The sequence below is a fragment of the Ruegeria sp. CH6 genome, assembly GCF_056537005.1.
In genome coordinates this window covers 82,219-108,150 of the sequence record NZ_JBQFQS010000011.1, presented here as the reverse complement: position 1 = coordinate 108,150, position 25,932 = coordinate 82,219, and the positions used below count along the sequence as shown (strand labels likewise).

General features: G+C 56.5%; 26 protein-coding genes. 12 read left to right on the top strand and 14 right to left on the bottom strand.

Going from position 1 to position 25,932, the window contains the following annotated elements; all coding sequences use genetic code 11:
- Positions 1 to 33: 33 nt before the first annotated feature.
- The gene (locus ACR0CW_RS18385; RefSeq protein ID WP_480788890.1) at positions 34 to 1,206 is read right to left on the bottom strand and encodes a thiolase family protein; all 1,173 of its coding nucleotides are present in this window, start codon (positions 1,204 to 1,206) and stop codon (positions 34 to 36) included.
- A gap of 98 nt (positions 1,207 to 1,304) precedes the next feature.
- Between ACR0CW_RS18385 and ACR0CW_RS18380 the strand changes: the two genes are divergently transcribed.
- From ACR0CW_RS18380 to ACR0CW_RS18370, 3 genes are all read left to right on the top strand, one after another.
- Complete coding sequence (locus ACR0CW_RS18380) at positions 1,305 to 1,646, top strand: STAS domain-containing protein (protein WP_155145788.1); 342 nt, start codon at positions 1,305 to 1,307, stop codon at positions 1,644 to 1,646.
- 19 nt (positions 1,647 to 1,665) lie between these two features.
- Positions 1,666 to 2,103: an ATP-binding protein gene (locus ACR0CW_RS18375; protein WP_480788889.1), complete on the top strand. Its 438-nt coding sequence runs from the start codon at positions 1,666 to 1,668 to the stop codon at positions 2,101 to 2,103.
- Between the two features lie 213 nt (positions 2,104 to 2,316).
- On the top strand, positions 2,317 to 3,894 hold the full coding sequence (locus ACR0CW_RS18370) for a gamma-glutamyltransferase family protein (RefSeq protein ID WP_480788888.1): 1,578 nt from the start codon (positions 2,317 to 2,319) through the stop codon (positions 3,892 to 3,894).
- 35 nt (positions 3,895 to 3,929) lie between these two features.
- Here ACR0CW_RS18370 and hspQ read toward each other — a convergent pair whose 3' ends face one another.
- Positions 3,930 to 4,256: a heat shock protein HspQ gene (hspQ, locus tag ACR0CW_RS18365; protein WP_155145794.1), complete on the bottom strand. Its 327-nt coding sequence runs from the start codon at positions 4,254 to 4,256 to the stop codon at positions 3,930 to 3,932.
- A gap of 80 nt (positions 4,257 to 4,336) precedes the next feature.
- Here hspQ and ACR0CW_RS18360 point away from each other — a divergent pair, with 80 nt between their 5' ends.
- Positions 4,337 to 5,218, top strand: a complete 882-nt coding sequence (locus ACR0CW_RS18360; RefSeq protein WP_480788887.1) for an AEC family transporter — start codon at positions 4,337 to 4,339, stop codon at positions 5,216 to 5,218.
- Positions 5,219 to 5,278: 60 nt separating this feature from the next.
- Positions 5,279 to 5,860, top strand: a complete 582-nt coding sequence (locus ACR0CW_RS18355; protein WP_155145795.1) for a transglycosylase SLT domain-containing protein — start codon at positions 5,279 to 5,281, stop codon at positions 5,858 to 5,860.
- Positions 5,861 to 5,876: 16 nt separating this feature from the next.
- On the opposite strand, the gene ACR0CW_RS18350 is transcribed toward ACR0CW_RS18355, so the two are convergent.
- The 4 genes from ACR0CW_RS18350 to ACR0CW_RS18335 all read right to left on the bottom strand — a co-directional run bounded on the left by ACR0CW_RS18350 (position 5,877) and on the right by ACR0CW_RS18335 (position 12,093).
- Complete coding sequence (locus ACR0CW_RS18350; RefSeq protein WP_480788886.1) at positions 5,877 to 6,473, bottom strand: LolA family protein; 597 nt, start codon at positions 6,471 to 6,473, stop codon at positions 5,877 to 5,879.
- A 40-nt stretch (positions 6,474 to 6,513) separates the two neighbouring features.
- Positions 6,514 to 9,459: a DNA translocase FtsK 4TM domain-containing protein gene (locus ACR0CW_RS18345; protein ID WP_480788885.1), complete on the bottom strand. Its 2,946-nt coding sequence runs from the start codon at positions 9,457 to 9,459 to the stop codon at positions 6,514 to 6,516.
- 14 nt (positions 9,460 to 9,473) lie between these two features.
- Positions 9,474 to 10,655 carry an aminotransferase class I/II-fold pyridoxal phosphate-dependent enzyme gene (locus tag ACR0CW_RS18340; protein ID WP_480788884.1) on the bottom strand — a complete coding sequence of 394 codons (1,182 nt, stop codon included), beginning with the start codon at positions 10,653 to 10,655 and terminating at the stop codon, positions 9,474 to 9,476.
- A 109-nt stretch (positions 10,656 to 10,764) separates the two neighbouring features.
- Positions 10,765 to 12,093 (bottom strand): amidase, encoded by a 1,329-nt coding sequence (locus ACR0CW_RS18335; protein ID WP_480788883.1) that lies wholly within the window; start codon positions 12,091 to 12,093, stop codon positions 10,765 to 10,767.
- Positions 12,094 to 12,145: 52 nt separating this feature from the next.
- Here ACR0CW_RS18335 and ACR0CW_RS18330 point away from each other — a divergent pair, with 52 nt between their 5' ends.
- Positions 12,146 to 13,408 (top strand): FAD-dependent monooxygenase, encoded by a 1,263-nt coding sequence (locus tag ACR0CW_RS18330; RefSeq protein ID WP_480788882.1) that lies wholly within the window; start codon positions 12,146 to 12,148, stop codon positions 13,406 to 13,408.
- Here the strand turns inward: ACR0CW_RS18330 and ACR0CW_RS18325 are convergent.
- From ACR0CW_RS18325 to ACR0CW_RS18300, 6 genes are all read right to left on the bottom strand, one after another.
- Complete coding sequence (locus ACR0CW_RS18325) at positions 13,405 to 13,590, bottom strand: Trm112 family protein (RefSeq protein ID WP_155145805.1); 186 nt, start codon at positions 13,588 to 13,590, stop codon at positions 13,405 to 13,407. The genes ACR0CW_RS18330 and ACR0CW_RS18325 overlap by 4 nt on opposite strands.
- Positions 13,587 to 14,228: an LON peptidase substrate-binding domain-containing protein gene (locus tag ACR0CW_RS18320; protein WP_155145807.1), complete on the bottom strand. Its 642-nt coding sequence runs from the start codon at positions 14,226 to 14,228 to the stop codon at positions 13,587 to 13,589. Before ACR0CW_RS18320 ends, ACR0CW_RS18325 begins: the two co-directional genes overlap by 4 nt.
- A gap of 27 nt (positions 14,229 to 14,255) precedes the next feature.
- Entirely contained in the window at positions 14,256 to 15,173 is a 918-nt protein-coding gene (gene trxA, locus ACR0CW_RS18315; RefSeq protein ID WP_155145809.1) for a thioredoxin, read from the bottom strand.
- Positions 15,174 to 15,261: 88 nt separating this feature from the next.
- On the bottom strand, positions 15,262 to 16,050 hold the full coding sequence (locus ACR0CW_RS18310; protein WP_155145811.1) for an exodeoxyribonuclease III: 789 nt from the start codon (positions 16,048 to 16,050) through the stop codon (positions 15,262 to 15,264).
- A 145-nt stretch (positions 16,051 to 16,195) separates the two neighbouring features.
- The gene (locus tag ACR0CW_RS18305) at positions 16,196 to 16,492 is read right to left on the bottom strand and encodes a hypothetical protein (RefSeq protein ID WP_480788881.1); all 297 of its coding nucleotides are present in this window, start codon (positions 16,490 to 16,492) and stop codon (positions 16,196 to 16,198) included.
- Positions 16,493 to 16,767: 275 nt separating this feature from the next.
- Positions 16,768 to 17,454, bottom strand: coding sequence for a response regulator transcription factor (locus ACR0CW_RS18300; protein ID WP_120634046.1), 687 nt, complete (start codon positions 17,452 to 17,454; stop codon positions 16,768 to 16,770).
- 162 nt (positions 17,455 to 17,616) lie between these two features.
- Here ACR0CW_RS18300 and ribA point away from each other — a divergent pair, with 162 nt between their 5' ends.
- Both ribA and ACR0CW_RS18290 read left to right on the top strand, forming a co-directional pair.
- Positions 17,617 to 18,711 carry a GTP cyclohydrolase II gene (gene ribA, locus ACR0CW_RS18295; RefSeq protein WP_480788880.1) on the top strand — a complete coding sequence of 365 codons (1,095 nt, stop codon included), beginning with the start codon at positions 17,617 to 17,619 and terminating at the stop codon, positions 18,709 to 18,711.
- The gene (locus ACR0CW_RS18290) at positions 18,708 to 19,208 is read left to right on the top strand and encodes a L,D-transpeptidase family protein (RefSeq protein WP_480788879.1); all 501 of its coding nucleotides are present in this window, start codon (positions 18,708 to 18,710) and stop codon (positions 19,206 to 19,208) included. The genes ribA and ACR0CW_RS18290 overlap by 4 nt, the downstream gene beginning before the upstream one ends.
- Here the strand turns inward: ACR0CW_RS18290 and ACR0CW_RS18285 are convergent.
- Complete coding sequence (locus tag ACR0CW_RS18285) at positions 19,192 to 19,851, bottom strand: YggS family pyridoxal phosphate-dependent enzyme (protein ID WP_480788878.1); 660 nt, start codon at positions 19,849 to 19,851, stop codon at positions 19,192 to 19,194. The two genes, ACR0CW_RS18290 and ACR0CW_RS18285, sit on opposite strands and share 17 nt — an antisense overlap.
- Before the next feature lie 103 nt (positions 19,852 to 19,954).
- Positions 19,955 to 20,974 carry a porin gene (locus tag ACR0CW_RS18280; protein WP_155145821.1) on the bottom strand — a complete coding sequence of 340 codons (1,020 nt, stop codon included), beginning with the start codon at positions 20,972 to 20,974 and terminating at the stop codon, positions 19,955 to 19,957.
- Positions 20,975 to 21,288: 314 nt separating this feature from the next.
- Here ACR0CW_RS18280 and ACR0CW_RS18275 point away from each other — a divergent pair, with 314 nt between their 5' ends.
- The 4 genes from ACR0CW_RS18275 (at position 21,289) to holA (ending at position 25,907) form a co-directional block, all read left to right on the top strand.
- Positions 21,289 to 21,777, top strand: coding sequence for a DUF3576 domain-containing protein (locus ACR0CW_RS18275; RefSeq protein ID WP_155145823.1), 489 nt, complete (start codon positions 21,289 to 21,291; stop codon positions 21,775 to 21,777).
- 71 nt (positions 21,778 to 21,848) lie between these two features.
- A complete protein-coding gene (leuS, locus tag ACR0CW_RS18270; protein ID WP_480788877.1) occupies positions 21,849 to 24,404 on the top strand; it encodes a leucine--tRNA ligase in 2,556 nt (851 codons plus the stop codon).
- Positions 24,391 to 24,882 (top strand): LPS assembly lipoprotein LptE, encoded by a 492-nt coding sequence (lptE, locus tag ACR0CW_RS18265; protein WP_170336839.1) that lies wholly within the window; start codon positions 24,391 to 24,393, stop codon positions 24,880 to 24,882. The genes leuS and lptE overlap by 14 nt, the downstream gene beginning before the upstream one ends.
- Complete coding sequence (gene holA / locus ACR0CW_RS18260) at positions 24,879 to 25,907, top strand: DNA polymerase III subunit delta (RefSeq protein WP_480788876.1); 1,029 nt, start codon at positions 24,879 to 24,881, stop codon at positions 25,905 to 25,907. Before lptE ends, holA begins: the two co-directional genes overlap by 4 nt.
- Positions 25,908 to 25,932: the final 25 nt, after the last annotated feature.

Below are 25,932 nucleotides of genomic sequence, written 5' to 3'. Positions count from 1 at the left end.
TCGATCCGGAAGTATTTGGAAATGGCCGAGGCGTCAAACACGTTCGATCGCGATGGCCGTACCTTCACCACCCCCGATGCAAATGGCAGCCACACCTCGTTTGAGTCCGCGTTTCTCAAGCGCGTTCAGCAGTGTCACCATGATGCGAGCACCGGACGCACCGATTGGATGGCCCAGTGCACACGCACCACCGTTTACGTTTACCTTATCGCGCGGAAGATCCATTTCATGCATGAACGCCATCGGAACAACGGCGAAGGCTTCGTTGACTTCCCAGAGATCAACCTCATCAGCACTCCAACCGATCCGATCAAGAAGTTTCCGGGCTGCAGGAACGGGGGCCGTTGTGAAAAGACCCGGGGCTTGTGCATGGCTGGCATGCCCGACGATCCTTGCACGCACCGTCAGCCCCTTTGCCTCGGCCGCGTCTGCGGAAGCCAATACCAGTGCAGCTGCACCATCTGAGATTGACGAGGAATTGGCAGCCGTCACGGTGCCATCCTTACGGAAGGCTGGCTTCAGCGTCGGAATTTTCTCAGGGCGGGCAGATTTGGGCTGTTCATCTGCATCGTGAGAAGTTTCACCTTTACGAGTTTTGACGAGAACCGAGGCAATTTCACCATCGAAAGCTTCACTCTCCTGCGCAGCCAGTGCATTCGACAACGACCGAAGCGCATACTCATCCTGCGCCTCGCGTGTGAATTGATAGGCCTCAGCGCAGTCTTCCGCGAACGTCCCCATCAAACGGCCTTTGTCATAGGCATCTTCCAGACCATCCAGAAACATATGGTCTACGACCTGGCCATGGCCGATCCGGGCACCGCCGCGCATTTTGGGCAGAAGATACGGGGCGTTGGTCATGCTCTCCATTCCGCCAGCAACCATCGTGTCCGCATGGCCTAGCGAAATCTGGTCAAAGGCCATCATCGCCGCCTTCATGCCCGATCCGCACATCTTGTTCAGCGTGGTGGCCGGCACCTCTTCGCCAAGTCCTGCTGCGAACCCGGCCTGCCGAGCCGGAGCCTGCCCCTGTCCCGCCGGAAGAACGCAGCCCATCAGCACTTCGTCTACTGTCGATGTACCCGCACCTTCGAGAGCTGCGCGGATAGCGGCCCCACCCAGATCAGCAGCGGCAACCCCATCAAACATACCCTGGAACCCACCCATCGGCGTCCGGGTAGCACCGGCGATCACGACCTCTTTCATCTCAACTCCTCCTCTTTTGATGAGTTGAATACCGAATGGTAAGAAATGCCGTCTAGCGTATTTCTACGAGGTTTTTTCAGTTTTGGAGAGTGGCGCCAATGGCTCTGACCAGCAGCACGACCGGCACGACGCAGGTTATTACAGTTCGCGCGGATCGGATTGATGCCGCCATGGCCATCCAATTCAAAGAGGACATGCGATGCCAGACCGAAGGCGGGCCCACTCGTGTCATACTGGACCTGAGCTCCGTCGAATTCATCGATTCCAGCGGTCTGGGAGCGATAGTCGCCTCGATGAAGCAACTCGGCAACGGTCGCACTCTGGATCTGGCCGGACTTCATCCGGTTGTTGAAAAGGTATTTCGATTAACGCGCATGGACACCGTTTTCAGATTGTACCCAACCATGGACAGCGCCCTTTCGACGGCGGTGGAACAATAGTCGGCGGGAGTTGACGAGTGTGAACCGCAAGTGTGACAAGAAATGCCTTGAGCTGAGCTTTCCGGCAGTCGAAGCGGAGGCAAGCATTGGGATTGCGACGCTTAGCGCGCGATTGACCCAAAATGGCTTGCCTGAACACAAAACCGATGACGTCAAGATTGCCCTTGCAGAGGCCATCAATAACGTTGTCGAGCATGCCTATTCGGGAATAGCCTCGGCAAATGTGCAGGTGAATTGCCGCCTTTGCAAAGAACGTTTGGAAATCGTGATCTCGGATAGCGGTGCTCCGTTGCCCGGCCTGCGCATTCCTGACGGCAAACCCGCACAGTTGGGATCTAGTATTCAGAACCTGCCAGAAGGCGGATTTGGTTGGTTCCTGATCCACCAGCTTACAAGCGAAATTCGCTACGAACGGCATGACGGGAACAACCATTTATGCTTGCGATTTGACTTATAAGAACGGCATTGAATGGCCACAATAACGCCGTTTTCGCACCATTGTCGCGCCGCAAACAAATGTGAAAAACAGAACGTAGCTCAGATAGCTTCCCTCGGCGCCTTGTGTCACAGCCCCCACCCAGTGAACGGCGCCGAGGAACTTCTCCTTGAAATGACTGGACAAACTTTAAGCGCGTTCTAGTGTCGGCGTGTTCAAAGGGAGAGCGGTATCATGCGTGATTTGCACATGCCGGGCCGATCCGAGGTTCTGGCGACTGAGGGGATGTGTGCAACATCTCATCCACTGGCGGCTAAGGTAGCTCTGGATATTCTGGCCCAGGGTGGCAATGCGATGGATGCCGCAATTGCAGGCGCGGTGTTGCTGGGTATTTGCGAACCACAGATGACCGGACTCGGCGGTGATTGCTTTGTGCTCTATAAACGCCCCGGTGAAAATAGCATCCGCGCTCTGAACGGATCAGGCCGAGCCGCGTCCGCCGCGACAGCGCAATCGCTGCGTGCTCAAGGTCTGTCTGCTGTGCCGCTGAACAGCCCTGATGCAGTCACCATACCCGGCGCGGTGGATGCATTTTGTCATTTGGCAGAAACAGAAGGACGTCTGGGTCTCGATACCATTCTGCAACCAGCTATTCAGTACGCTGAGATTGGCGTGCCCGTCGCCCCGCGCGTGGCGTTTGACTGGGCAACCGGCGCCTCAACCTTGCAAGGTGCGGCGCGAGACCACTATCTGATCAACGGCACAGCGCCCAAAATCGGGCAAGTTTTCCGCTCACCCGGGCAGGCAGAAGTCTTACGGCGAATTGCCACAGAAGGTCGGGATGCATTTTATTCAGGGGAAGTTGCTGATGACATGATCGCCACCCTGACAGCCAAAGGTGGCGTACACACGGCCAAGGATTTCGCAGATACAAAATGCAGTGAAACCCAGCCGGTCAGTGGCGAGTATGGCGGCACAGAACTCGTCGAGCACCCACCAAACGGTCAAGGCGCAACTGCAATCCTTCTACTGAATATCCTGAAGCATTTCGATTTGGCCGGGATGGATCCATGGGGCGCAGAGCGCGTTCATATCGAGGCCGAAGCAACCAAGCTTGCCTATGATGCAAGGGACCGATTCATCGCGGATCCGAACTACACCACCCGAATGGAGCATTTTCTGGCGCCAGAAACCGCCGCAGAACTGGCTGCATTGATCAATCCACAAAAAGCGATGGCAGCCGCAGCGCCATTGACCGAGGCGGTTCACAAAGACACGGTTTACATCACGGTCGTGGACCGGGACCGTATGGCCGTATCACTCATCTATTCCATCTTTCACAGCTTCGGGTCGGGAATTGCTTCTGACAAGTTCGGGATTTTGCTGCAAAATCGGGGGGCCGGTTTCACACTCGAGGCGGGGCACCCTAACGAACTTGGTGGCGGTAAACGTCCAATGCACACCATCATTCCCGGCATGTTGCGTCAGAACGGCAAGGTTACGATGCCATTTGGTGTAATGGGCGGCGCGTATCAGCCAACTGGCCATGCGCGCTTCTTGTCAAACCTCACCGATTTTGGCCTTGAACTGCAACAAGCAGTGGATGCGCCACGCGCCTTTGTCGAAGATGGCGCTTTGAAACTGGAACGAGGCTATTCAGATCAAGTTTCGAGACAATTATCCGACTTTGGCCACAATGTTGTGATCAGGGAAACGCCATTGGGCGGAGCTCAGGCCATACGAATCCGTGAAGACGGAGTTCTGGAAGGTGCAAGTGACCCACGAAAAGATGGTTGCGCCCTAGGCTATTGATGAAAACCCAAAGGCGTCAATCTCAACCGGTCAAATCAGTTCAACTGGAAGTGCAGCGGGTACGACCCGTCTTCGAATGGTCCAAACATATCTGGGATATCCGGATGGTCCACCGGCTCACCGGATTGGTCCTCAACCAGATTTTGTTCAGAAACATAAGCCACATAGAAGGATTGATCGTTCTCAGCCAACAGGTGGTAGAACGGTTGATCCTTGATCGGACGGCTGTCTTCCGGGATCGCCTGATACCATTCTTCGGTATTTGCAAATTCCGGATCCACGTCAAAAATCACCCCTCGGAAGGGATGTTTTTTGTGTCGAACCACCTGACCCAGGCGGTACTTGGCATGTGTCTTCAGCATTGTTTCAGCCCCCAAACACGTTACTACATCTTTCCGGGCCGGATTGCCAATCATTGATCTGAAATTCAGGGAAACAGTCTGTGAACCTCATACTGACAGTGTTCGAAATCGTGGCCCCAGTATTCCTGTTGTCAGGGATTGGATTCACGTGGGTTAAGCTGGGATTCGAGTATCGGCTTCAGTTCGTTACACGTTTTGCGATGACATTGGCGGTGCCAAGCCTGATCTTCGTCGCCCTGATGCAGACCGAAATCCCGGGTGGGGATCTATCCCGGTTCACGCTCGCAACGATTGCAGCCAATCTTATTCTGGCTGTCGTTTTCTGGGTACTGGTTCGCGTGCTGAGACTGGAGCAACGCACATATCTTTCCCCGCTTATATTTGGGAATACCGGCAATCTGGGCCTACCATTGTGCATCTTTGCATTTGGTCAGGCCGGACTTGGGTATGCGGTGATTTTCCTGGCCGTTACGGCTTTGTTTTCATTCACTTACGGCATCTACCTGGTCGCGGGAAAAGGTGCATTTGGCAAAGTTGTACGTGAACCCATGGTCTGGGCGACATTGCTGGGTGCCCTGTTTCTGTGGCGCGGATGGGAAACACCTTTATTCCTGACAAATACGCTGGATTTGCTGGGACAAATGGCGGTTCCGATGATGCTGATTACTGTTGGGGTCGCGATCGCACGCCTGACAACCCACAGCCTGAGCCAAGCAGTCTGGTTATCGATGCTCAAGCTGGCAGTGTGCTTTGCCTTGGGGTGGGGAATCGCCGTTGCCTTTGAACTCGAAGCGATCGCGTTCGGTGTACTTGTCGTACAGATGTGTACACCGGTTGCGGTGACCTCATATCTGTTGGCTGAGCGGTTCAATGCCAACTCGGATGCGGTTGCCGGAATGGTTATGGTCTCGACACTGCTTTCAGTGGCCGCATTACCTGTCGTTCTGGCTATGGTTTTGTAACGATTGTGATTTCCTAAGCGGTCAATTTGCGCTAGAATGCCGAAAAAAGGCACGAGGCACATGAGCAGAATTCTTTTCGTACTCTTCGGGGTGCTTCTTTTGGCATCCTGCGGGGGCGGGTCTCAACGACCCCCCAGCAATCTGAATGACGCCTGCAGCATTGCGCGCGAGCGTCCGGACTTCATCAAGGCCTTCAAAAGCACCGAACGCAAATGGGGTGTTCCCGTGCATGTTCAGATGGCCACGATCTATCAGGAAAGCCGTTATCGGCATGATGCACGCACCCCACATAAATATGTACTGGGCGTGATCCCCATGGGACGTCAAAGCAGTGCCTATGGGTTCAGTCAGGCACTGGACGGAACATGGGATGAGTATCAGCGCGAAACCGGGAAACGCCGCGCGAAGCGGGATCGGATTCGTGACGCATCTGACTTTGTCGGCTGGTACATGAACAAAAGCTATGAGCGGAACGGTATCCACCCCAGCGATACGCGCAATCAGTATCTGGCCTATCACGAAGGGCACACCGGCTTCTCACGCGGTACCTACAACAACAAGTCGTGGCTGCTGCGGGTAGCCAACGATGTTGACGCCCGCGCGCAGCTTTATCAGGCCCAGTTGGCCAGCTGCAGATACTAGTTAGTACCCTTGCGGGTCAGCGATCAGCTGACCCGCTTCTTTTTCTGTTAGAAAACAGGCTCTGATCTACAGACCCTGTTTCGTTCAACGGGCCTAGCAATACGGTAGTCTGACTGCCTGCATTGTCATGAATAACCCATTTGCGCAGTTCGATCGGCTCACCAGTGAACATCAGTTCAATGCGACCCGATTCAGGGTTTTTAGGATCCTGTGCTGTCACAACGGTCGCTGTGCCATCAAAATCATGCCCCACGACCATATTGGCCTGATTCAGGTTCACGTTCCGGGCCAACACCAACGATAGCGGTGTACGCTTTAGCGGATACTGCTCGGGTGGCTGATTGGACTTAGGATCAAAAATCATCACCGTACCAGCGCGCGCAAGTACCACAGCACTGTTGGGCGGATCGTATTCGAACCGCATCTTTCCCGGTCTTTGCAGCCACAGCTTACCTGTGCTGAGCGATCCGTCGTCGCTCACCTGTGTGAACGTCGTCTGAACCGTCTTCATATTGTTCAGGTAGTTGGAAATCTGAGAGAGAGGCAGCTTATCAGCAGCCCAGGCCGCCGGAGCAGCCAGTGTAAATGCAAGGGCAAAGGCAATCTGTTTCATAAGCTACCAGATAAGTGCTTTGCCCTTGTTATTAAATATCCTACTGCTCCGGAACGAGGATTTCGCGCTTACCGACGTGATTTGCCGCCGAAACAACGCCTTCGTCCTCCATTTGCTCAACAAGTCGCGCAGCTTTGTTATAGCCAATGGCGAGTTTCCGCTGAATGTACGAGGTCGAGCATTTGCGATCCTTGATCACAATCGCCACCGCTTGATCATACAGTGCATCCTCACCGTTGGTATTGCCACCTGTGTTGAGCCCCAGAACCGCATCGATGTTATCGGCCTTGTCCTCGGCAGGACCATCAACAACACCACCAATATAATCAGGCGGACCAAACTGCTTGAGGTGGTTCACAACCTCTTCGACTTCTTCATCCGAAACAAACGGACCATGGCAGCGCGTTATCTTAGCACCACCGGCCATATAGAGCATATCACCCTGCCCCAGCAGTTGTTCGGCACCCATTTCACCCAGGATGGTACGGCTGTCGACCTTCGAGGTCACCTGGAACGATATCCGGGTGGGGAAGTTCGCTTTGATCGTACCGGTGATCACATCCACCGACGGGCGCTGCGTGGCCATGATCAGGTGAATGCCCGAGGCACGCGCCATCTGTGCCAGACGCTGGATACAGGCTTCGATTTCTTTACCTGCAACCATCATCAGGTCCGCCATCTCGTCGACGATGACCACGATATAGGGCATGGCCTTGGGCTCGAACTCTTCGGTCTCGAACATCGGTTCGCCGGTTTCATCGTCGAAGCCGGTCTGAACTGTGCGGCTGAACATCTCACCCTTGGCCAGCGCATCCTTCACACGGCCATTGTAGCCCGCGATGTTACGCACACCCATCTTGGACATCTTGCGATAGCGGTCTTCCATCTCGCCCACGACCCATTTCAAGGCAACAACCGCCTTTTTGGGGTCGGTAACGACCGGCGACAGCAGATGCGGAATGCCGTCATAGACCGAAAGTTCCAGCATTTTGGGGTCGATCATGATCAGGCGGCATTCATCCGGCGACAGCTTGTACAGCAGTGACAGGATCATGGTGTTGATCGCAACCGACTTACCCGAACCCGTCGTACCCGCAATCAGCAGGTGAGGCATCTTGGCGAGATTGGCCACGACCGAGTCACCACCGATGTCCTTGCCCAGCGCAAGCGGCAATGCCTGATTGCCATCGCCAAAGTCACGGCTTGCAAGAATCTCGCGCAGAACAACCATTTCGCGGTTTTCGTTCGGAAGTTCGATACCGATGACCGAGCGGCCTGGCACCGTTGAAACACGTGCCGAAAGGGCTGACATCGAGCGGGCAATATCGTCCGCCAAACCGATCACACGGCTGGCTTTCAGGCCCGGCGCAGGTTCCAGCTCGTACATGGTGACCACAGGGCCAGGACGGACGCTGACGATCTCGCCCTTTACGCCGTAGTCATCCAGAACATTTTCCAGCATCCGAGCGTTTTCTTCCAACGCTTCATCACTCAGATGGTGGCGTTGAATGCCGGTCGGATTGGTCAACAAGCCCAGTGGCGGCAGTTCGAAATCCGAGTGACGCTCTTCAAAGGACAAGGTAGGCTGCGCCTCGGCCTGCGCACGGCGGGATGGCAGAACATTCCGGCGAACTGGTTGAGCTACAACCGGCTTGCGTGGCTCGGCGACGGGAATTTTCATCGCTGGTGCCGCGGGGGCTACAGGCTCAACTGCTTCCTCGAACACTGCCTCGTCGTCGTAGCCCGGATCCGACAGATCATCCTGAACATAACCAGCTTCGGACGCGTAGTCCGGTTCGGGCGCGTATTCATTGATCTGAGGCTGTTCCCACTGCGGTGCTTCCATCGCCGTCATCGGTGGCTCTGGCGGCAATCCATCAGATGTCAGCGGCGGCTCGGCAGGCAATTCGCCCGATTGCATCGAATTCAGGATCAACGGGTCTGGCCCTCTGCCCCGGCCTTTGGTCAGCGGCAGATTGGGATCGGGTTCAGGTGTCAGCTCTCCTGTTGCAACTTTGCGGTTGCGCACGGCTGCCGAGATTTTTGAGCGAATACGGTCCTCGCCCGGCATTTCATCATAGCCCTGGACCGGTTCGGGATCGACCAGTTCCGGCTCTGGCATAGGTTCGGGGCGACGGATCAGAGCAGGCATCCGCGCCAACAGCCCCGTTTTGGCCACTGGTTCGGGTTGCTCAATCTCCGGTTCCTCAAAGATGGGGTCGGCGTAGGCCAGCTCATCATCAAACGTGGCCAGTGCGGGTTCAGCACGCGCTGCCTTGCGTTCTTCCCATTGCGCCCGACGTTCACGGGCCGCCTGGGCAGTCGCAGTGGCTCCACGGCCCAGAAGTTTCATCATCATGTCATATGACATCACGAGACCCAGCAGGAAGGCGCGGAACCCGCGCTGAACATCAACTTTGCTAAAGCCGAGTACGAATACCCCAAGCGCCAACATGCCTACAGCCATGGCCAGAGACATCAGCTTGACCAGAAAGTGTGAGGAGATTGGCAAAAGCGTCAGCAAAGCACCCATTACGGTGTCGCCGAATAGACCGCCAAGGCCATAGCTGTGTGTTGCACGCCACTCCGCACCCGGCACCAGTGTCGCAGCATATACTGATACAACCGCAATCCAGATTGGTGCAAAAATCAAACGGGCGACAGCGCGCTCTTCACTGAAATGACCCGTGAAACGGACACCCCAACCGATAAGCACCAGCGCAATACCCAGACTGCCCCAGCCCACGATCATGAACAAAGGCGCGGCAATCGATGCCCCAATCCGCCCCATCCAGTTCTGTACCGGTGCATCTGTTGACACCATCCAGTTCGGATCATCGGGCGTGTAGGACCAGATCATCGCCGCAGATGCCAAACCCAACAGGATCAGGGCAATTCCGATCAGTTCCTTACTGCGCCGCTCAAGTGCGGCCTGAGTCGTGCTGTCCAACAATGGGTCGCGATTGCGCGCGTTCAAAGATGCCATTTTGCCCTCGTACCTCACGAATAGATGCAGTCGCGGAGTGTAATCAGCCCGCGCTGCAACTCTGTTTTTGGGGCCACCATTGCGACCCTGATAAATTCTTCGCCCGGGTTCTGCCCCGGATCACCTTGTGAAAGATATGCGCCCGGCAGAACCCGAACGCCGGTCTCCTGCCACAGTTTCAATGCGGTTGCTTCGCCGCTCTCAACCGGCAGCCACAGGAAAAAGCCAGCTTCGGGGGGCATATAGCCCTGTACCCCTGCAAACACCTCGTCTGCGATGGCGTATTTCTCCTGATAGAGCGCGCGATTTTCCTGAACATGAACCTCATCTGCCCAGACCTTGGCCGCTGCAGCTTGCAGAGGCGCTGGCAGAGGTGCACCGGAATAGGCGCGCAACTGTTTCACCCGTTTGATGGTTTCCGGCCCACCAGCAATAAGGCCCGAGCGCAGACCAGCCAGATTAGACCGTTTCGAAAGCGAATTGAACAATGTGATCCGCTCAGGATCCGCGCCAAGCTCCTGCGCAACTGTCAGCACGCCTGTAGGAGCCTCTTCCCGATAAATCTCCGAATAGCACTCATCGGCGAAAATGCGGAAATCATACTTCTCGGCAAGCTGGATCAGCTCGGCCCAATACTCGCGTGATGCAACCGCGCCCTGCGGATTGGCCGGCGAGCAGATATAGGCAATAGCGGTGCGGTTCAGCACATCCTCGGGCAATCCAGCGTAATCCGGCAGATGCCCCGTAGCGGCGGTGGCAGGCACAAAGTAGGGCTCGGCGCCAACCGAAATCGAAGCCACCATGTAGACCTGATAGAAAGGGTTCGGGCAAAGAATGATCGGCCTTTGACCATTTTTCTGCTCGGGGCACAGTGCCATTGCAGCGTTATAAAGGCCCTCACGCGTGCCATTCAGCGCCATGACGTTGGCGGCGGCATCTAAGGAAACGCCATACCTGCGCCCAACCCAATCGGTGATGGCTGCGCGCAGTTCTAGCGACCCTTCATTCGGCGGATAGCCCCGAAAATCAGCGGCATTTTCCATGATGACGTCGGTGACCCAACCGGGAAAATCGTGTTTGGGCTCACCAATCGTCATATGCACGACTTCACCGCCCGGCTGATGGTGATCCAACAGGGCGCGCAGACGCGGGAATGCATAAGCCGGTAGGTTCGAAAACCGCTCGGGGAAATTCATAACTACTGCCTCAATACCGGGATCATTTTCGCCCCGTTTTTTTGACAGATTACAGGGCACGCCCTGCTTCGTCCAGACAAAGAGGTTCCGAATCAGGGGATTGTGGCATTCAGGCCAACGCAGTTTCGGCCGCTGATCCCAGGCGCAGCAAGACTTCTTCAGACCCCGGATAACCCAGCATCATCAACCCGCACCCCGGGGTTCCGGTAGGTAAAGTCAACGCCGCCAGGCCCATCAGATTTCCGATACGCGTGTTGCGTAGGGCCAGAAGATTCTCGGTCACGTAATACTCATGATCGCTCATCAACCGATCCAGGTTTGGTGGCAGTATTGGCGCAGTCGGCGCAAGAACCGCATCGAATCCGGAAGTCGCCTCATCCCACGCAGCCCGACAGGCCTTCAGCCTGGACCACGCCGCAACATAGTCCGGACCGGAATATTCTTTCCCCATGCGGAACCGCTCCAGTATCTCCGGGTACATCGCATCTGGATTGGCCTCGATCACATCACGCCACAGCCCATAGGCTTCGGTCGTGTACAAAACACCTGACAAGGCCATCGCTTCGTTCAATTCAGGCACTTCGAGCGGGACGATTTCGGCTCCTGCATCCCGCAAACACTGCAGGGCGTACTCATAGGCCTCGCGCGGGGAGTCGCGCAGATCGTCTTTGGCTACGTTCTGCAAATCCGCAAAACGGCGGCCCTTCAATGTTGAGCCGCGCAAATCGGCCACTGGTTTGCCTTCCAGAAGCGCCAGCATATGCGCTGCATCCTCGACCGAGCGCGCCAGCGGCCCCACGGTATCGAACCTCAGGCAAAGCGGCACTGTACCCTCAAGGCTGACACGTCCGGCGGTTGTTTTCAGACCCACTAGGTTGTTCCATGCAGATGGAATACGGACCGACCCACCTGTATCTGAGCCAATACCACACGCCGCCAGACCCCACGCAACCGATGCTGCCGCACCCGAAGATGACCCACCCGGCACCGCATCTTCATCATCCACACAAGGCGGTGTGTCGGTGATCGGGTTCAGCCCCAAACCGGAAAAGGCGAGCTCGCTCATATGGGTTTTGCCAAGGCAGACCGTCCCCATTGCCGTGGCATTGCGCACTACAACGGCATCATGGTCAGGTACCCGCCCCTTCAGAAGAGCCGAACCTGCCTCTGTCCCAATGCCGGCGGTGTCGAAGAGGTCTTTCCAACTGATCGGAACCCCGTCCAGCAGGGAACGGCGAAGCCCTAATCCCGCCCGCTCCTGCGCGGCCTTTGCCTCTGCACGGGCACGATCGTGGGTTACGCGGGCATAAATTCGATCCCGATGCGGGTGCGCGTCAATCGCCGCAAGATAGGTCTCCGTCAGCTCAGCCGGATCAATCTGACCCATGCCAATGCCCCGGCCCAGATCACACGCTGTCATGGTCAGCCAATCCTGCATCACACCCCTCCCGAATTCTGTGCTTTCGGGGACGGTAGCGACAGGACCGCACATGGACAATCCCGAAAGGGCGCGCATATTGCACATCATGATAAAGGCTTCGGATATCCTGATCGTTGGCGGTGGCCTGAACGGCCCTGCCTTGGCACTGGCACTCGCGCAGACCGGGCATTCAGTGACCGTGATTGATGCTTTGGCCCAGAAGGTGCGCAAGAACGCTGCCTTTGACGGGCGGGCCTATGCGCTTGCACTCGCATCAAAGCGATTGCTGGACGCCATCGGAGTTTGGGAGCGCGTCGCAGACCACGCTCAGCCGATGTTAGAAATCAAGGTAACTGACGGCCATGCCGGTGCTGGTCCTGCGCCCTTCTTCATGCATTTCGACCATGCTGAAATAGAAGAAGGCCCTATGGGTTACATGGTAGAAGATCGCCATCTGCGCCGCGCCTTTCTGGATGCAATGGCCGAAAACGAACGAATTACGGAAATCAGTGGCAAAACCGTTGTGTCTCAGGACGCGGATGTGTCCGGGGCAACGGTTACGCTGAATGACGGGACAACACTCACGGGCGAACTGCTTGTCGGATGTGACGGGCGTCGCAGCGGAACAGCGCAACGAGCAGGCATCAAGCGAACCGGTTGGGATTATGGACAAACCGCGCTCGTATGCGCCATCGAACACGGCCTGCCGCATCACGGCGTCGCACACCAGTTTTTCATGCCGCCGGGACCGCTGGCGATCCTGCCTTTGACTGGAAATCGCAGCTCAATTGTCTGGAGCGAGCATACAGAGACAGCTCACCAGATCAACGCCATGTCCGAGTCAGACTATCTTCAGGTTCTGAGGCCCCGTTTCGGGGACTTTCTGGGCGAAATCCGACTGCAGGGCGATCGCTTCACCTATCCGCTGAACCTGACGATCGCAAATTCATTCATCTCGGATCGTCTCGCTCTGGTTGGGGATGCAGCCCACGGCATGCACCCGATTGCTGGTCAGGGGTTGAACGCGGGCCTGCGCGATGTTGGCGCTCTGGCCGAGGTCCTCACACTGGCCGGTCGCCGCGGTGAAGACATCGGTTCGACACTGGTTCTGGAACGGTATCAGGAGTGGCGCCGTTTCGACACCGCAGCACTTGCGATGGCGACGGACGTGTTCAACAAGCTGTTTTCGAACGACAACCCTATCCTGCGGATGGGGCGTGATATTGGTATGGGAATTGTCGGCTCATTGCCAGGCCTGCGCAGGGGCTTTGTGCGCGAAGCAGCAGGGTTGACCGGTGACCTGCCCAAACTGCTGCAGGGTCGCGCGATCTAGTCGAGCTCGCGCGCCTCATCCACCAGCATGACCGGAATGCCATTGCGGATCGGAAACGCAAGACCAGCAGCCTTGGACACAAGTTCCTGCCGGTCAGCATCATAATGCAGTGTCGTATGGGTCTGCGGACAGATCAGTGCCTCAAGCATGTGCCGGTCAAAGGCAAATTCAGAATCGGTCATTGCAGTGTTTCCTCATTTGATCCGCCTCGCAGCGAAAATTCGATCAGTGTCACAAGTGTCTCACGCCGGGTACGCAGGCAAGGTGCCTCAAGCAGGGCCTGTTTATCCTCGGGGTCGAAATCCAATAGCATCGAAAGCGAATTGACCAACAATTCGTCGTCAGCATCCTTCAACGTGTCCCAATCGGTCGACAACTGGCGCGAAGAAAAGAAGCGCTCCAAAAGCTCAAGGAAACGCGCACGGTTAAAACTGTCATCCAATTCAGCCTTACCCAGATCGCGATCAAAGCCATCCCATGAGACCTGACAGCGGCGATATGGGGTAAAACTGTCCAGCTCGGACTTGATCCGAAACCGAGAAATCCCGGTCAGCGTGATCAGATATCGGCCGTCTTCGGTTTCGGAAAATTGCGTCACACGGCCAGCACAGCCGATCTGATGCAGCTTGTTCTCATTGCTAAGGCAAGGGTTTGGCTGAACCATACCGATCAGCCGTTCCTGCGTTTTCAACGCATCGTCCAGCATCTGCAGATAACGCGGCTCGAAGATGTGCAACGGCAAGCGTGAACGGGGCAGCAACAGCGCCCCGGGCAATGGAAAAACGGATACCATATCCGGCAGGTCGGCGGGATGCATCATGTACCCGAGTGTAGTCCTGAACGGGAATTAGGCAAATATCATCGAGCTGAGCTTGCGTCGCCCATTCAGAACAATGGGATCATTGGGCTTGAGCGCATCGAAAACGGTGAACAACTGCGTCTTGGCCGCGCCGTCGTTCCATTCACGGTCCCGGCGGAACAGCTCGAGCAATTGTGCCACTGCTTCTTCGACATCCCCATTGGCGTGCAAAGCCTGTGCCAGATCGAAACGGGCCTGATGATTGTCGGGCTCAGCCTCGACCGCCGCAGTCAATTCAGCCACCGGTCCCGCATCAGCGGCTTGCTTGGCCAGTTCTAGCTGGGCATGTGCCGCCTCAAGCTCCGGTGAACCTGAAATCTCAGCCGGTGCGCCGTTCAGGATGGCTTCGGCCTGCTCCAGATCACCAAGGGCGATATGGGCACGCACCAGCCCGCCATAAGCGCCCGCATGGTTTGGATCTTCGCCCAGAATTGCAGCAAAGGTCTGCGCGGCATCGACCGCTGCGCCGTCGTTCAGCATGTCTTCGGCGGCCTGCACCGCATCATCCAACTGACCACCGGGGCTTTCGCCACCAGCAGCTTCGATCACGCGATCAACAAATGCTTTGATCTCGGACCCGGGCACAGCCCCCTGAAAACCATCAACCGGCTGACCTTTGAAAAATGCATAAACGGTCGGAATGGACTGAATACGCATCTGCGAGGCGATCATCTGCGCCTCGTCCACGTTGATCTTGACCATTTTCACCGCACCCTTGGCGGCGGTTACGGCCTCTTCCAACAATGGACCCAGCGTTTTGCAAGGGCCACACCAGGGCGCCCAGAAATCAACGATTACCGGGGTCTCCTGCGAGGCTTCGACCACGTCGGCCATAAAGGTCGCCTCTGACCCGTCCTTGATCAGATCGGTGGCTTCGGGGCTGGCTGCGCCGTTCAGAAGGTCCATAGCATTCACTCTCCGGTTCGTCCTTGCGCCCTATATGCAACCACGTCGCGCGGAAACCAAGGGCCGAGTTGGCGAATTACGTTTTTGATCAGACGTCGAAAGTTGCAAAGACGGGTGCATGATCACTGGGTTTTTCCCAGCCACGCGCGTCACGTAAGACACGACTTGAATGGCCCGCGTTCGAAATGTCGGGCGTTGCCCATACGTGGTCCAGGCGCCGTCCCTTGTCTGCAGCATCCCAGTCTCGCGCGCGATACGACCACCAGCTATAAAGCTGTCCTTCGGGGATATCCTGACGCGTAATGTCGACCCAACCACCTGCATCCTGCGTTTCGGCCAGCGTTTCGACCTCGATTGGCGTATGCGAGACCACTTTCAACAGCTGCTTGTGAGACCAAACGTCATCTTCACGCGGAGCAATATTCAGATCGCCAACCAGGATGGATTTCTCGGGCTTCTCAGCATGGAACCAATCGCGCATATCCGTGAGGTAGTCGAGTTTTTGACCGAATTTCTCATTCTTTTCGCGATCCGGAATGTCACCGCCTGCCGGAACGTAGAAATTGTGGATCGTCACACCGTTTTCCAAACGCCCCGCGATATGGCGTGCGTGGCCCAGACCGGCAAAATCCTTGTCACCCACTTCCTCGATCGGCAAACGCGACAGGATGGCGACACCGTTATATCCCTTTTGCCCGCGCGCAATCATGTGGGTGTAACCCAGTTCGGCGAACCCCTCGGTCGGGATCTTTTCGACCGGAGATTTGCACTCCTGCAGACACAGCACATCCGGAGCTTCTTCCTGCAACAGTTTCAGCACGATAGGCTCGCGCAGACGCACGGAGTTGATGTTCCAGGTGGCAAGGGTAAAGGGCATCGGCGGTTTCCTTTGTCGCGTTTGGCGAGAGGTTAGCGTGGTGTGAGGTGGGGTGCTATGAGAAAAGGAAGCTAAGCGGACGAAACGGACTTTGGGCTGGGGCTTTGAAAGTCCGTTCAGCGGTTCCCAGCCAGTGCTGCTCCGTTCACAGCGCAGTTCTTCGAAGCACTTCCAAGACTACTCCAATAACGAACACCGTAGAAAATCCCACAGGAATGGCGATCCAATGGGCAAAGCCTATTCTTGCGAGTTTGATGTGTTGGTCGCGTAGGGGATCATCGTGTTTACGTCGATAAGCGGAGCGAAGGTTGTGCATATTCAGGTTGAGTTTTTGGCCGCTGGCTCGCAAAGCCGTGTATTCGTGGCGTTTGACGAAGCGCGAAAATGAAAACATCACCGCAGGTATAACCAAGACTGCTGCAGCATTTATTAGGAGATCCAAGCTGTCTATCCTCTGAAGAGAGGCCGTCGAACGCAAGCTATCGCACCTCGAGATTTTGCATTCTCTGCGAAAGCCGCCGTTTGTGCAAGTTGCAGCATCCGTGACTCTGGGCTCTATGCCGACCTTTGCGTCCAATCAAATCACAAAAAAAGCCGGGCCAAAGGCCCGGCAGTCCAACAGGGAGGTACATGTCATTACCCGGACATGTGCGGGATGGAAGTAACCTTAATATGGGTCAGATAGTATCACTTTGATCCAACTCAATCCACATCCAGTTAAGAAACCAGCCTATAGCCACCAGATTCTGTGACCAAAAGGCGTGCATTTGACGGATCAGGCTCAATCTTCTGACGAAGTCGGTAGATGTGAGTTTCAAGCGTGTGAGTTGTCACACCGGCGTTATAGCCCCAGACCTCGTGCAGCAGTACGTCACGTGCGACAACGCCATCTGTCGAGCGATACAGGAACTTAAGGATGTTGGTTTCTTTCTCAGTCAGGCGAATCTTGCGATCATCTTCGGTGATCAGCATTTTCATCGCGGGTTTGAACGTATACGGCCCCAATACGAACACTGCATCCTCAGATTGTTCGTGCTGGCGCAGCTGCGCACGAATACGGGCCAGCAGCACCGGGAACTTAAATGGCTTCGAGACATAGTCGTTGGCACCGGCATCCAGACCCAAAATCGTATCTGCATCGCTGTCGTGACCAGTCAGCATCAGAATTGGGCTTTTCACGCCCTGTTTGCGCATCAGGCGGCACAGTTCACGCCCATCGGTGTCCGGCAGGCCCACATCCAGAATCACCAGGTCGTAAATCGCCTCGCGGGCGCGCTCCATGGCGGATTGACCGTCATGAGCTTCGAACACATCGAAATCCTCGGTCATCACAAGTTGCTCGCTGAGCGCCTCGCGTAGGTCTTCATCATCATCCACCAGCAGGATTTTCTTGAGCTGAGCCATGTTCGGGTCCTCCTAAGCCTGTTGCATCACTTGCGCGTGGAATATGCAATCAACAAGATTTACTGCAATCGTCTCACGGCCTCGTGTCCGACGCGGCGGAAATGTTTCACATTTGCTGCAGAAAGGGCTAGGAGAATGCCTGATCGCTATAGGGTATCATAGATGAGTCTCATCCCTGACATTACCGAACTGCTCGCACGTGCACGTGCGGATCTGCGAATGGGCGTGCCTGTGGTCCTGACCGATGACAGCGGTTTCAGCGTGCTTGCACTGGCTTCCGAGACCCTGAGTGCTCAGCGCCTTGCCGATTTAAGAGGATTGGGGGGTGAGCCTGTTGTCGCCATCACCGGGCGTCGGGCGGAAACACTCAAGGCGCGGGCCTATGATGGTGATCTGGCACGTGTGATCATTCCGTCGGATGTGGACATCGCCTGGGTTCAGGCCGTCGCCGACCCATCCGACGATCTCAATGCCCCGATGAAAGGTCCACTGATGACAGAGCGGCAGGGCAACGCCAACCTGCATCGCATAGCCATTGCGCTGACGAAATCCGCGCGCCTGCTGCCTGCTGCCGTGGTAATCCCTGTCGAAGATGGTCGGGCATTCGCTGCAACAAACGGGCTGACCTGCATTGATCATACGTCTGCCGCGCCACACCTAGCAGATCGCAGTGCGCTACATGAGGTTGTAGCAGCGCGTTTGCCTATGGAAGTATCCGAGGCTGGCCGATTGCATGTATTCCGGCCCGAAGATGGGGGCGAGGAGCATTATGCTGTGGAAATCGGGCGACCTGATCGCGGAAAACCCGTCTTAGCTCGCCTGCATTCGGCCTGTTTCACCGGCGACCTCATGGGCAGCCTGAAATGTGACTGCGGGCCGCAGCTGCGCGGTGCGTTGGCGCAAATGGGCGCCGAAGGCTCTGGTGTACTTCTGTATCTGAATCAGGAAGGTCGAGGTATTGGCCTGGCCAACAAAATGCGAGCCTATTTCCTGCAGGATCAGGGATTCGATACCGTCGAAGCCAATCACCGGCTGGGCTTCGAAGATGATGAACGCGATTTCCGACTGGGTTCGGACATTCTGAAATCACTCGGGTTCAATTCGGTACGGCTGTTGACCAACAACCCTGCCAAAATCTCCATGATGGAACGCACAGGCATTGCAGTCACCGAACGTGTACCACTCAGAGTGGGTGAAACTGCCCACAACCGGGGATATCTGGCTACAAAAGCGGCGAAATCGGGTCATCTGCTTTGACACCCGGCGATCTGGTTCTGACCCCAATGGGGGTACGGTTTTCAGGAAGACTCTTTCCCTGTTCAATCGGCAAAGGTGGGCTGAGCGATCAAAAGCGCGAGGGTGATGGCGCGACCCCGATCGGCGTTCATAGAATCGCTGGCATGCTCTATCGACCTGACCGGATCACGCCCCCTGCCCCGTGGGCACGCCCCATAGGGCCACATGACCTCTGGTCGGATGATGTTTCAGACAGCAGCTACAATCATCTCGTTACAGCCCCATATCCGTTCAGCCACGAACGTCTAAGACGATCCGATCCTTTGTATGATCTTGTGCTGATCACGGATTGGAACTGGCCCAATGCAGTTCCCGGAAAAGGATCTGCGATTTTCATCCACCAATGGAGGCGGCCAGGCTATTCGACAGAAGGCTGCGTGGCATTTCGACGTGACCACCTGCGCTGGATCGCGGAACGGATATCGCCCGGTACCCGCCTGATTATTCCGCCGGCTTAACCCGCTCACCAAAGATGGCAGATCCCACCCGCACATGTGTGGCACCCAGCGCGATAGCAGATTCGAAGTCTCCACTCATCCCCATCGACAACCCTTCAAGCCCGTTTCGCTGAGCGATTTTGGCGAGCAATGCGAAATGCAAAGAAGGCTCTTCCTCGACAGGGGGGATGCACATCAATCCGCGCACAGGCAGATCAAGTTCTCGGCAATCGGCAATGAATGCGTCAGCATCAGCAGGCAGAACACCCGCCTTTTGCTCCTCTTCACCTGTGTTGACCTGAATGAACAGGTCCGGACAGGAACCCATTTCCTGCGCGAGCCGGGCGAGAGTCTTTGCCAGTTTCGGTCGGTCCAGCGAATGGATCGCGTTACACAGCTCCATCGCCTGCCGGGCTTTGTTCGTCTGCAATGGGCCGATCAGATGTAAATCTATGTCCGAATAACGCTCTTTGAATTCCGGCCACTTCCCGGCTGCCTCCTGAACACGGTTTTCGCCAAAGCAACGGTGCCCCTGATCAAGGACGGCCTCGACGCGCTCATTCGGTTGCACCTTAGAGACAGCTATCAGCTTCACCGATCCCGCCGGACGACCAGCTGCGGTTTCAGCTTTGGCGATACGGGCGGTGATTTCTTGCAGCGGCATTGCGCGGTCCTCAATTTTGTTTTGCGCAGAGAAACACCAAGTCAGCGCAAAAGAAAAGGGCAGGTCCTAAGACCTGCCCTCAAACCTTGCGGTTCAGATCAACTTAGAAGTTGAACTGTGCACCGAAGTCAGCTTGGGTCACGCTTGTGCCCTGACCGCGCTTCGAGCGACCAACACCACCGCGCAGGGTTACACCGCCGCCCAGATCGTAGATGGCGCCGATGCCGTACTGCTGGTTATCGTCGTCAGCAGAACCGTCACCGTAGACGAACTGCAGAGTGGTTGCGGAACCAACAGTGTAGGCACCCGAAACACCGTATGCAGTACCGTTGCGAGCAGCGTTGACCACGTCATCGTCCGCTACAAACAGGCTACCAGTGAAGTTGCCGAATTCTGCACCCAGAGTGAATACAGTCAGCGACTCTTTTGTGCTGGAGCTGTTCACGCTTGCTTTGGTCTGACCGTAGGCCAGAGCAGCTGTGATGTTGTTGAACGCATAGGTTGCGCTGATATCCCAGCGGTCGCCGTCCTGCGGAACACCGTTAACTGCGAAAGTCGCTTGGTCGTACGATGCGCCGAACGAGAAGTCGCCAACTGCATACTGGAAGAATACAGCGTTCGAGCCCGAACCGGTCGACGAGTAAGCCAGGAAGTTGTAGTCAACGCCCGAGTACTGACCTGCGAACAGTTCCAGACCGATTTCAGTACCGTAGTAGTTTGCCAGGTTGTCAAACGAACCCGCTACGTTACCCGCGTCAACACGCAGACCGCCGTAGATGACCGAGAAACGTGCGCCGTTCAGGCCAGCCGAGTTGGCTTCACCGGTGTTGGCGTTTTCGTCAGCCTGCAGACGAACACGAGCCGAGAACTCAACGCCACCGTCGGTTTCTGCGGTGCCGTCGATGTTCAGACGGAAACGCGAGACCAGGATGGTGTTGTCGGTTGCAACAGTCGCCGTGCCAACGGTCGGCGGAGTTGTGGTGGTGTCGATGTTCGGTACAGTACCGGTACGGTCTTCTTTGTACGCGATACCAAAACGGCCGTAGCCGCTGAACTTAACTTCCGCTGCTGCAACGCTTGCGGTCGCGATCAGCGCGGTCGTTGCGAAGAGAACTTTTTTCATCTTGTTTCCCTCGGTTTCAATAATTTCTACTCGACATATGCCTGCTGCACATGTCTCAGCACGGACATCGTTTCGCTCTTTTCGCCCCCAAAGCGCAAGCTTGCTATAAATGCACCGACGTCATTGAGCCCTGATTGGTGCAAGGATGCCACAGTGCATTTGTGCGAAAAGCTGTGCGGACCCCCCGACGGCACATGAACGTGCCCGCAGTGCCCCTAATTAATAAGTGCCAAGTTGGGGGTTGTTGCAGGAGTTTTCCTTCTCTAGGAGTATCTCTCAGCAATAAACAACAAGTGAAACAGGACCTGCCGACGATGCGCCTGCTGACGATTCCGGGTTTGATCATACTGACTGCCACCGTTTCGGCCTGCGGTCGTAATAACGACGGGCCTCCGGCTTACAACCCGAAGACACTTGGGGGCGGAAATGCAGCCGAGGCGGAACTTGATGATCCGAATCGCTCGACAATCTGGGATTTGTTTGGCCCGAATAACGCCGAACAGACCACCCAGGTGAATCGGTACTTGTGGGCGGCATCGCTTGATGTGCTGAATTTCCTGCCCGTTCAGGAGGTTGATCCGTTTACCGGTGTCATCGTCACTGGATACGGCACACCTCCGGGTGGAGGCCGATCCTATCGCGCGACTGTGCATATCAGCGATCCGGCCCTTGCAGCACGCTCTTTGTCGGTCGCGCTGCAGACCAGCGGAGGCGCTCCGGTAAGCGCCGCAACAACGCGGGCGGTCGAAGACGCCATCCTGTCGCGGGCGCGCCAGCTACGTATTGCGGACAACAAGCTCTAGTAACCCGCATCAAATCGCAATATTACCACGCCGGGTTCATGCCCGGCGTTTTCATTACGAAGGACCGTACGATGTCTCGCTACTCGGCCAACGAAATCGAAGCAAAATGGCAGGAAGCCTGGGACAAGGCTGGAATCTTCACCGCCAACCACAAGGCGGACAAGCCGAAGTATTACGTGCTTGAGATGTTCCCCTACCCGTCGGGCCGAATCCATATGGGGCACGTACGCAACTATACGATGGGCGATGTGATCGCGCGTCACAAGCTGGCAACCGGACACAACGTGCTGCACCCGATGGGCTGGGATGCGTTCGGGATGCCCGCGGAAAATGCCGCTATGGCCATTGGCGGCCACCCCAAAGACTGGACCTATAGCAATATTGCCGACATGCGCGGGCAAATGAAACCGCTGGGTCTGTCGATTGACTGGTCCCGCGAATTCGCCACCTGTGACCCGGAATATTACGGCCAGCAGCAGGCATTGTTCCTTGATATGCTCGATGCAGGGCTGGTTTACCGCAAGAACGCCGTGGTGAACTGGGATCCGGTCGATATGACTGTTCTGGCCAATGAACAGGTGGAAAACGGCCGCGGATGGCGCTCGGGAGCCTTGGTAGAGCGACGCGAGCTGACCCAATGGTTCTTCAAGATTTCCGACTATTCCGAAGAGCTGCTCGACGCGCTGGATACACTGGACAACTGGCCCGCCAAAGTACGCCTGATGCAGGAAAACTGGATCGGCAAGTCACGCGGCCTTCAGTTCGGGTTCGAACGTACCGATGGCGAAGAGCCGATCACCGTATATACGACTCGCCCCGATACGCTGCTGGGCGCGTCCTTTGTCGGCATCTCACCAGACCACCCGATTGCCAAGCAGCTTGAGGCCGAAAACCCCGAAGTCGCTGAATTTGTTGTCGAATGCCGCAAGGGTGGCACCACGGAAGAGGCGATCGAGACCGCTGAGAAACTGGGCTATGATACCGGTATCCGCGTAAAACACCCGCTGGACCCGAATTGGGAACTGCCGGTCTGGATCGCCAACTTCATCCTGATGGATTACGGCACTGGTGCAATCTTTGCCTGCCCGGCGCATGACCAGCGCGATCTGGATTTCTGCCGCAAATACGGCCTGCCGGTGGTCGACACGTTCTTTGCGCTGGACGATGACACTCCGGTCGACAAGATCGCCTTTGTGCCGCCGAAAACCGAAAAAGTCCGTTGGGTGAACCATTTCGCAGGCTTGACTGAGGCCACAGGCGACGAGGCCATCAACGCCACCGTGGATTTTGCCGAAAAAGCGGGCTGGGGCGAAGGTGTTACCAAATTCCGCCTGCGGGACTGGGGTCTGAGCCGCCAGCGCTATTGGGGCTGCCCGATTCCCGTTGTTCACTGTGAAAAATGCGGCACCGTGCCCGAAAAGAAAGAGAATCTGCCGATCGAGCTGCCATATGACGATGGCAACGGTAAGCCGATAGACTTCTCGATCCCCGGCAACCCACTGGACCGCCACCCCAACTGGCGTGATACCCCGTGTCCGTCCTGCGGAGCGCCGGCCAAGCGCGAAACCGACACGATGGACACTTTCGTCGATTCGTCTTGGTATTTTGCCCGTTTCACTGCTCCGCGCGCTGAAACGCCAACCGATCTGACTGAGGCCGAGTACTGGATGAATGTCGACCAGTATATCGGCGGGATCGAGCATGCGATTCTGCACCTGCTCTATTCGCGTTTCTTTGCCCGGGCGATGAACATCACCGGACACCTGCCGAAGAAGGCCATTGAGCCGTTCAATGCCCTGTTCACGCAAGGCATGGTGACACATGAGATTTATCAGACCCGCGATGCCAACGGTCGTCCGGTCTATCACCTGCCCGAGGACGTGACCGACGGCAAATTGGCTGACGGCACCGAGGTCGAGATTATCCCCTCTGCCAAAATGTCGAAGTCCAAGAAAAACGTGGTCGACCCAGTCAGCATCATCTCGGCCTTCGGCGCGGACACCGCACGATGGTTCGTTCTGTCCGATTCGCCGCCGGAGCGTGACGTGGAGTGGACCGCTGCGGGTGCGGAAGCAGCCTTTAAACACCTGAACCGGGTGTGGAATCTCTGCGACAAGATCGGCGCAATGGACCCTGATGCGAAAGGCGAAGGGGATGAGGCACTGCTGCGCGAGATGCACAAGACCATCCACGATGTGACACTGGGTGTGGAAAGCTTTGGCTTTAACGCAGCTATCGCGAAACTCTATGCATTCACCAATACGCTTGCGAAATCCAAAGCAGGTGCCGCCGCTCAAAAGCAGGCGATCAAGACACTGGCGCAGCTGATGTCGCCAATGACCCCGCATCTGGCCGAGGATATCTGGGCACATCAGGGCGGCGAAGGGCTGGTGGCTGTCGCTCCTTGGCCGGTCGCTGACGAGGCAATGCTGGTTGATGACACCGTCACCCTGCCGATCCAGATCAACGGCAAGCGTCGCGCAGAAATCAGCGTGGCCAAGGATCTGGCCAAGGATGAGGTTGAAAAAATTGCGCTCAGCACCGAAGCTGTGCAGAAGGCGCTGGATGGTAATGCGCCCAAGAAAGTGATCGTTGTACCGGGCCGGATCGTCAATGTCGTCGTTTGATCGCAGAACCTTGTTGCTGATGCCGCTGGCAATCGCCGCGTGTGGTTTTCAGCCCGTGTATGCCCCAGGTGGGGCGGGATCGAACCTTTACGGAAAGGTCGCCGTTTCTGCCCCCAATACGGTCGACAGCTATTTGCTGGTCCAGAATCTCGAACAACGGCTCGGGCGTAGTGCGACATCGGGCAGTGATTACAATCTGGATGTGCAGGTTTCGGCCGTTGTCCGGGGGGCCGCCATCACCCCAACCAACGAAACCACGCGCTACACGATCGATGGTCGGGCGGATTACTCGCTGAAATCCGCAGAAACCGGTCAGATCGTTGCCTCGGGCACGGTGACCGATTTCGTCGCCTACTCTGCTGCAGGTTCAACCGTGTCTACACTGGCGGATGAACGCGATGCAAAGGATCGGTTGATGACGATTCTCGCGGATCAGATTGTCACGCAGCTTTACGCCAATCCCGGTCTCGCCACATGAAGTTAAGCCCGCGTGAGGCAGAAAGTTATTTCGCTAAGCCTGACGCGGACAAGGTTGGGTTGTTGATCTACGGTTCGGACGCCATGCGCGTCGCACTCAAGCGTCAACAAGTCTTGGCATCTCTGCTCGGCCCGAATGCCGAAGAAGAGATGCGCCTGACCCGAATGCCCGGTGCAGATTTGCGCGGTGATCCGGCACTTTTGTTGGATGCGGTCAAAGCAGTTGGCTTTTTCCCTGGTCCTCGGGCCGTTTTCGTTGAAGACACAACAGATGCTGCCGCACCGGCGATCATCTCGGCGCTTGAAGACTGGGCACCCGGTGATGCGCAGATCATCATCACGGCCGGGCAGCTCAAACCAAGTTCCAAAATCCGCAAGGCGTTTGAGGCGAATCCTGCAGCCTATGCGGTTGGTATCTATGACGATCCGCCATCGCGGGCCGAGGTTGAGCGGGTACTCAACCAAGCCGGATTGCAGAACATCCCACGTGACTCCATGTCTGCTCTCAGCGAGTTGGCGACAGGGTTAAGTCCGGGAGATTTCACCCAAACCATTGAAAAGCTGTCGCTTTACAAGCGTGGTGACGAATCGGAATTGACGGTCGAAGATATTGAGGCTTGCGCACCCCGCTCAACCGAGGCGGCTTTGGACGATGTACTCAACGTGGTAGCCGAAGGTCGCGCGGGAGAGATCGGACCGCTGATCCGACGCCTGCAGGCGCAGGGGACCAATGGTGTAACCCTGTGCATCGGCGCAACCCGGCATTTTCGTACACTGTATGCCTGTGCCTCTGATCCGGGTGGGGCCGCACAAGGCATCGGCAAACTGCGCCCGCCCGTTTATGGCAAACGGCGTGACCGCATTCTGCGGCAGGCGCAAGGTTGGGGTGCACCCAAGCTACAAACCGCACTTACGGTTCTGACCGATACGGACCTGTCTCTGCGGTCAGCCGGACAAACTGCGCCCGCTATGGCCTTGGTCGAACGCGCGATGATCCGGATCGCCATGCTGGCCCGTTCACGCTGAGATGACCTCCCGTTTGACTTGACGC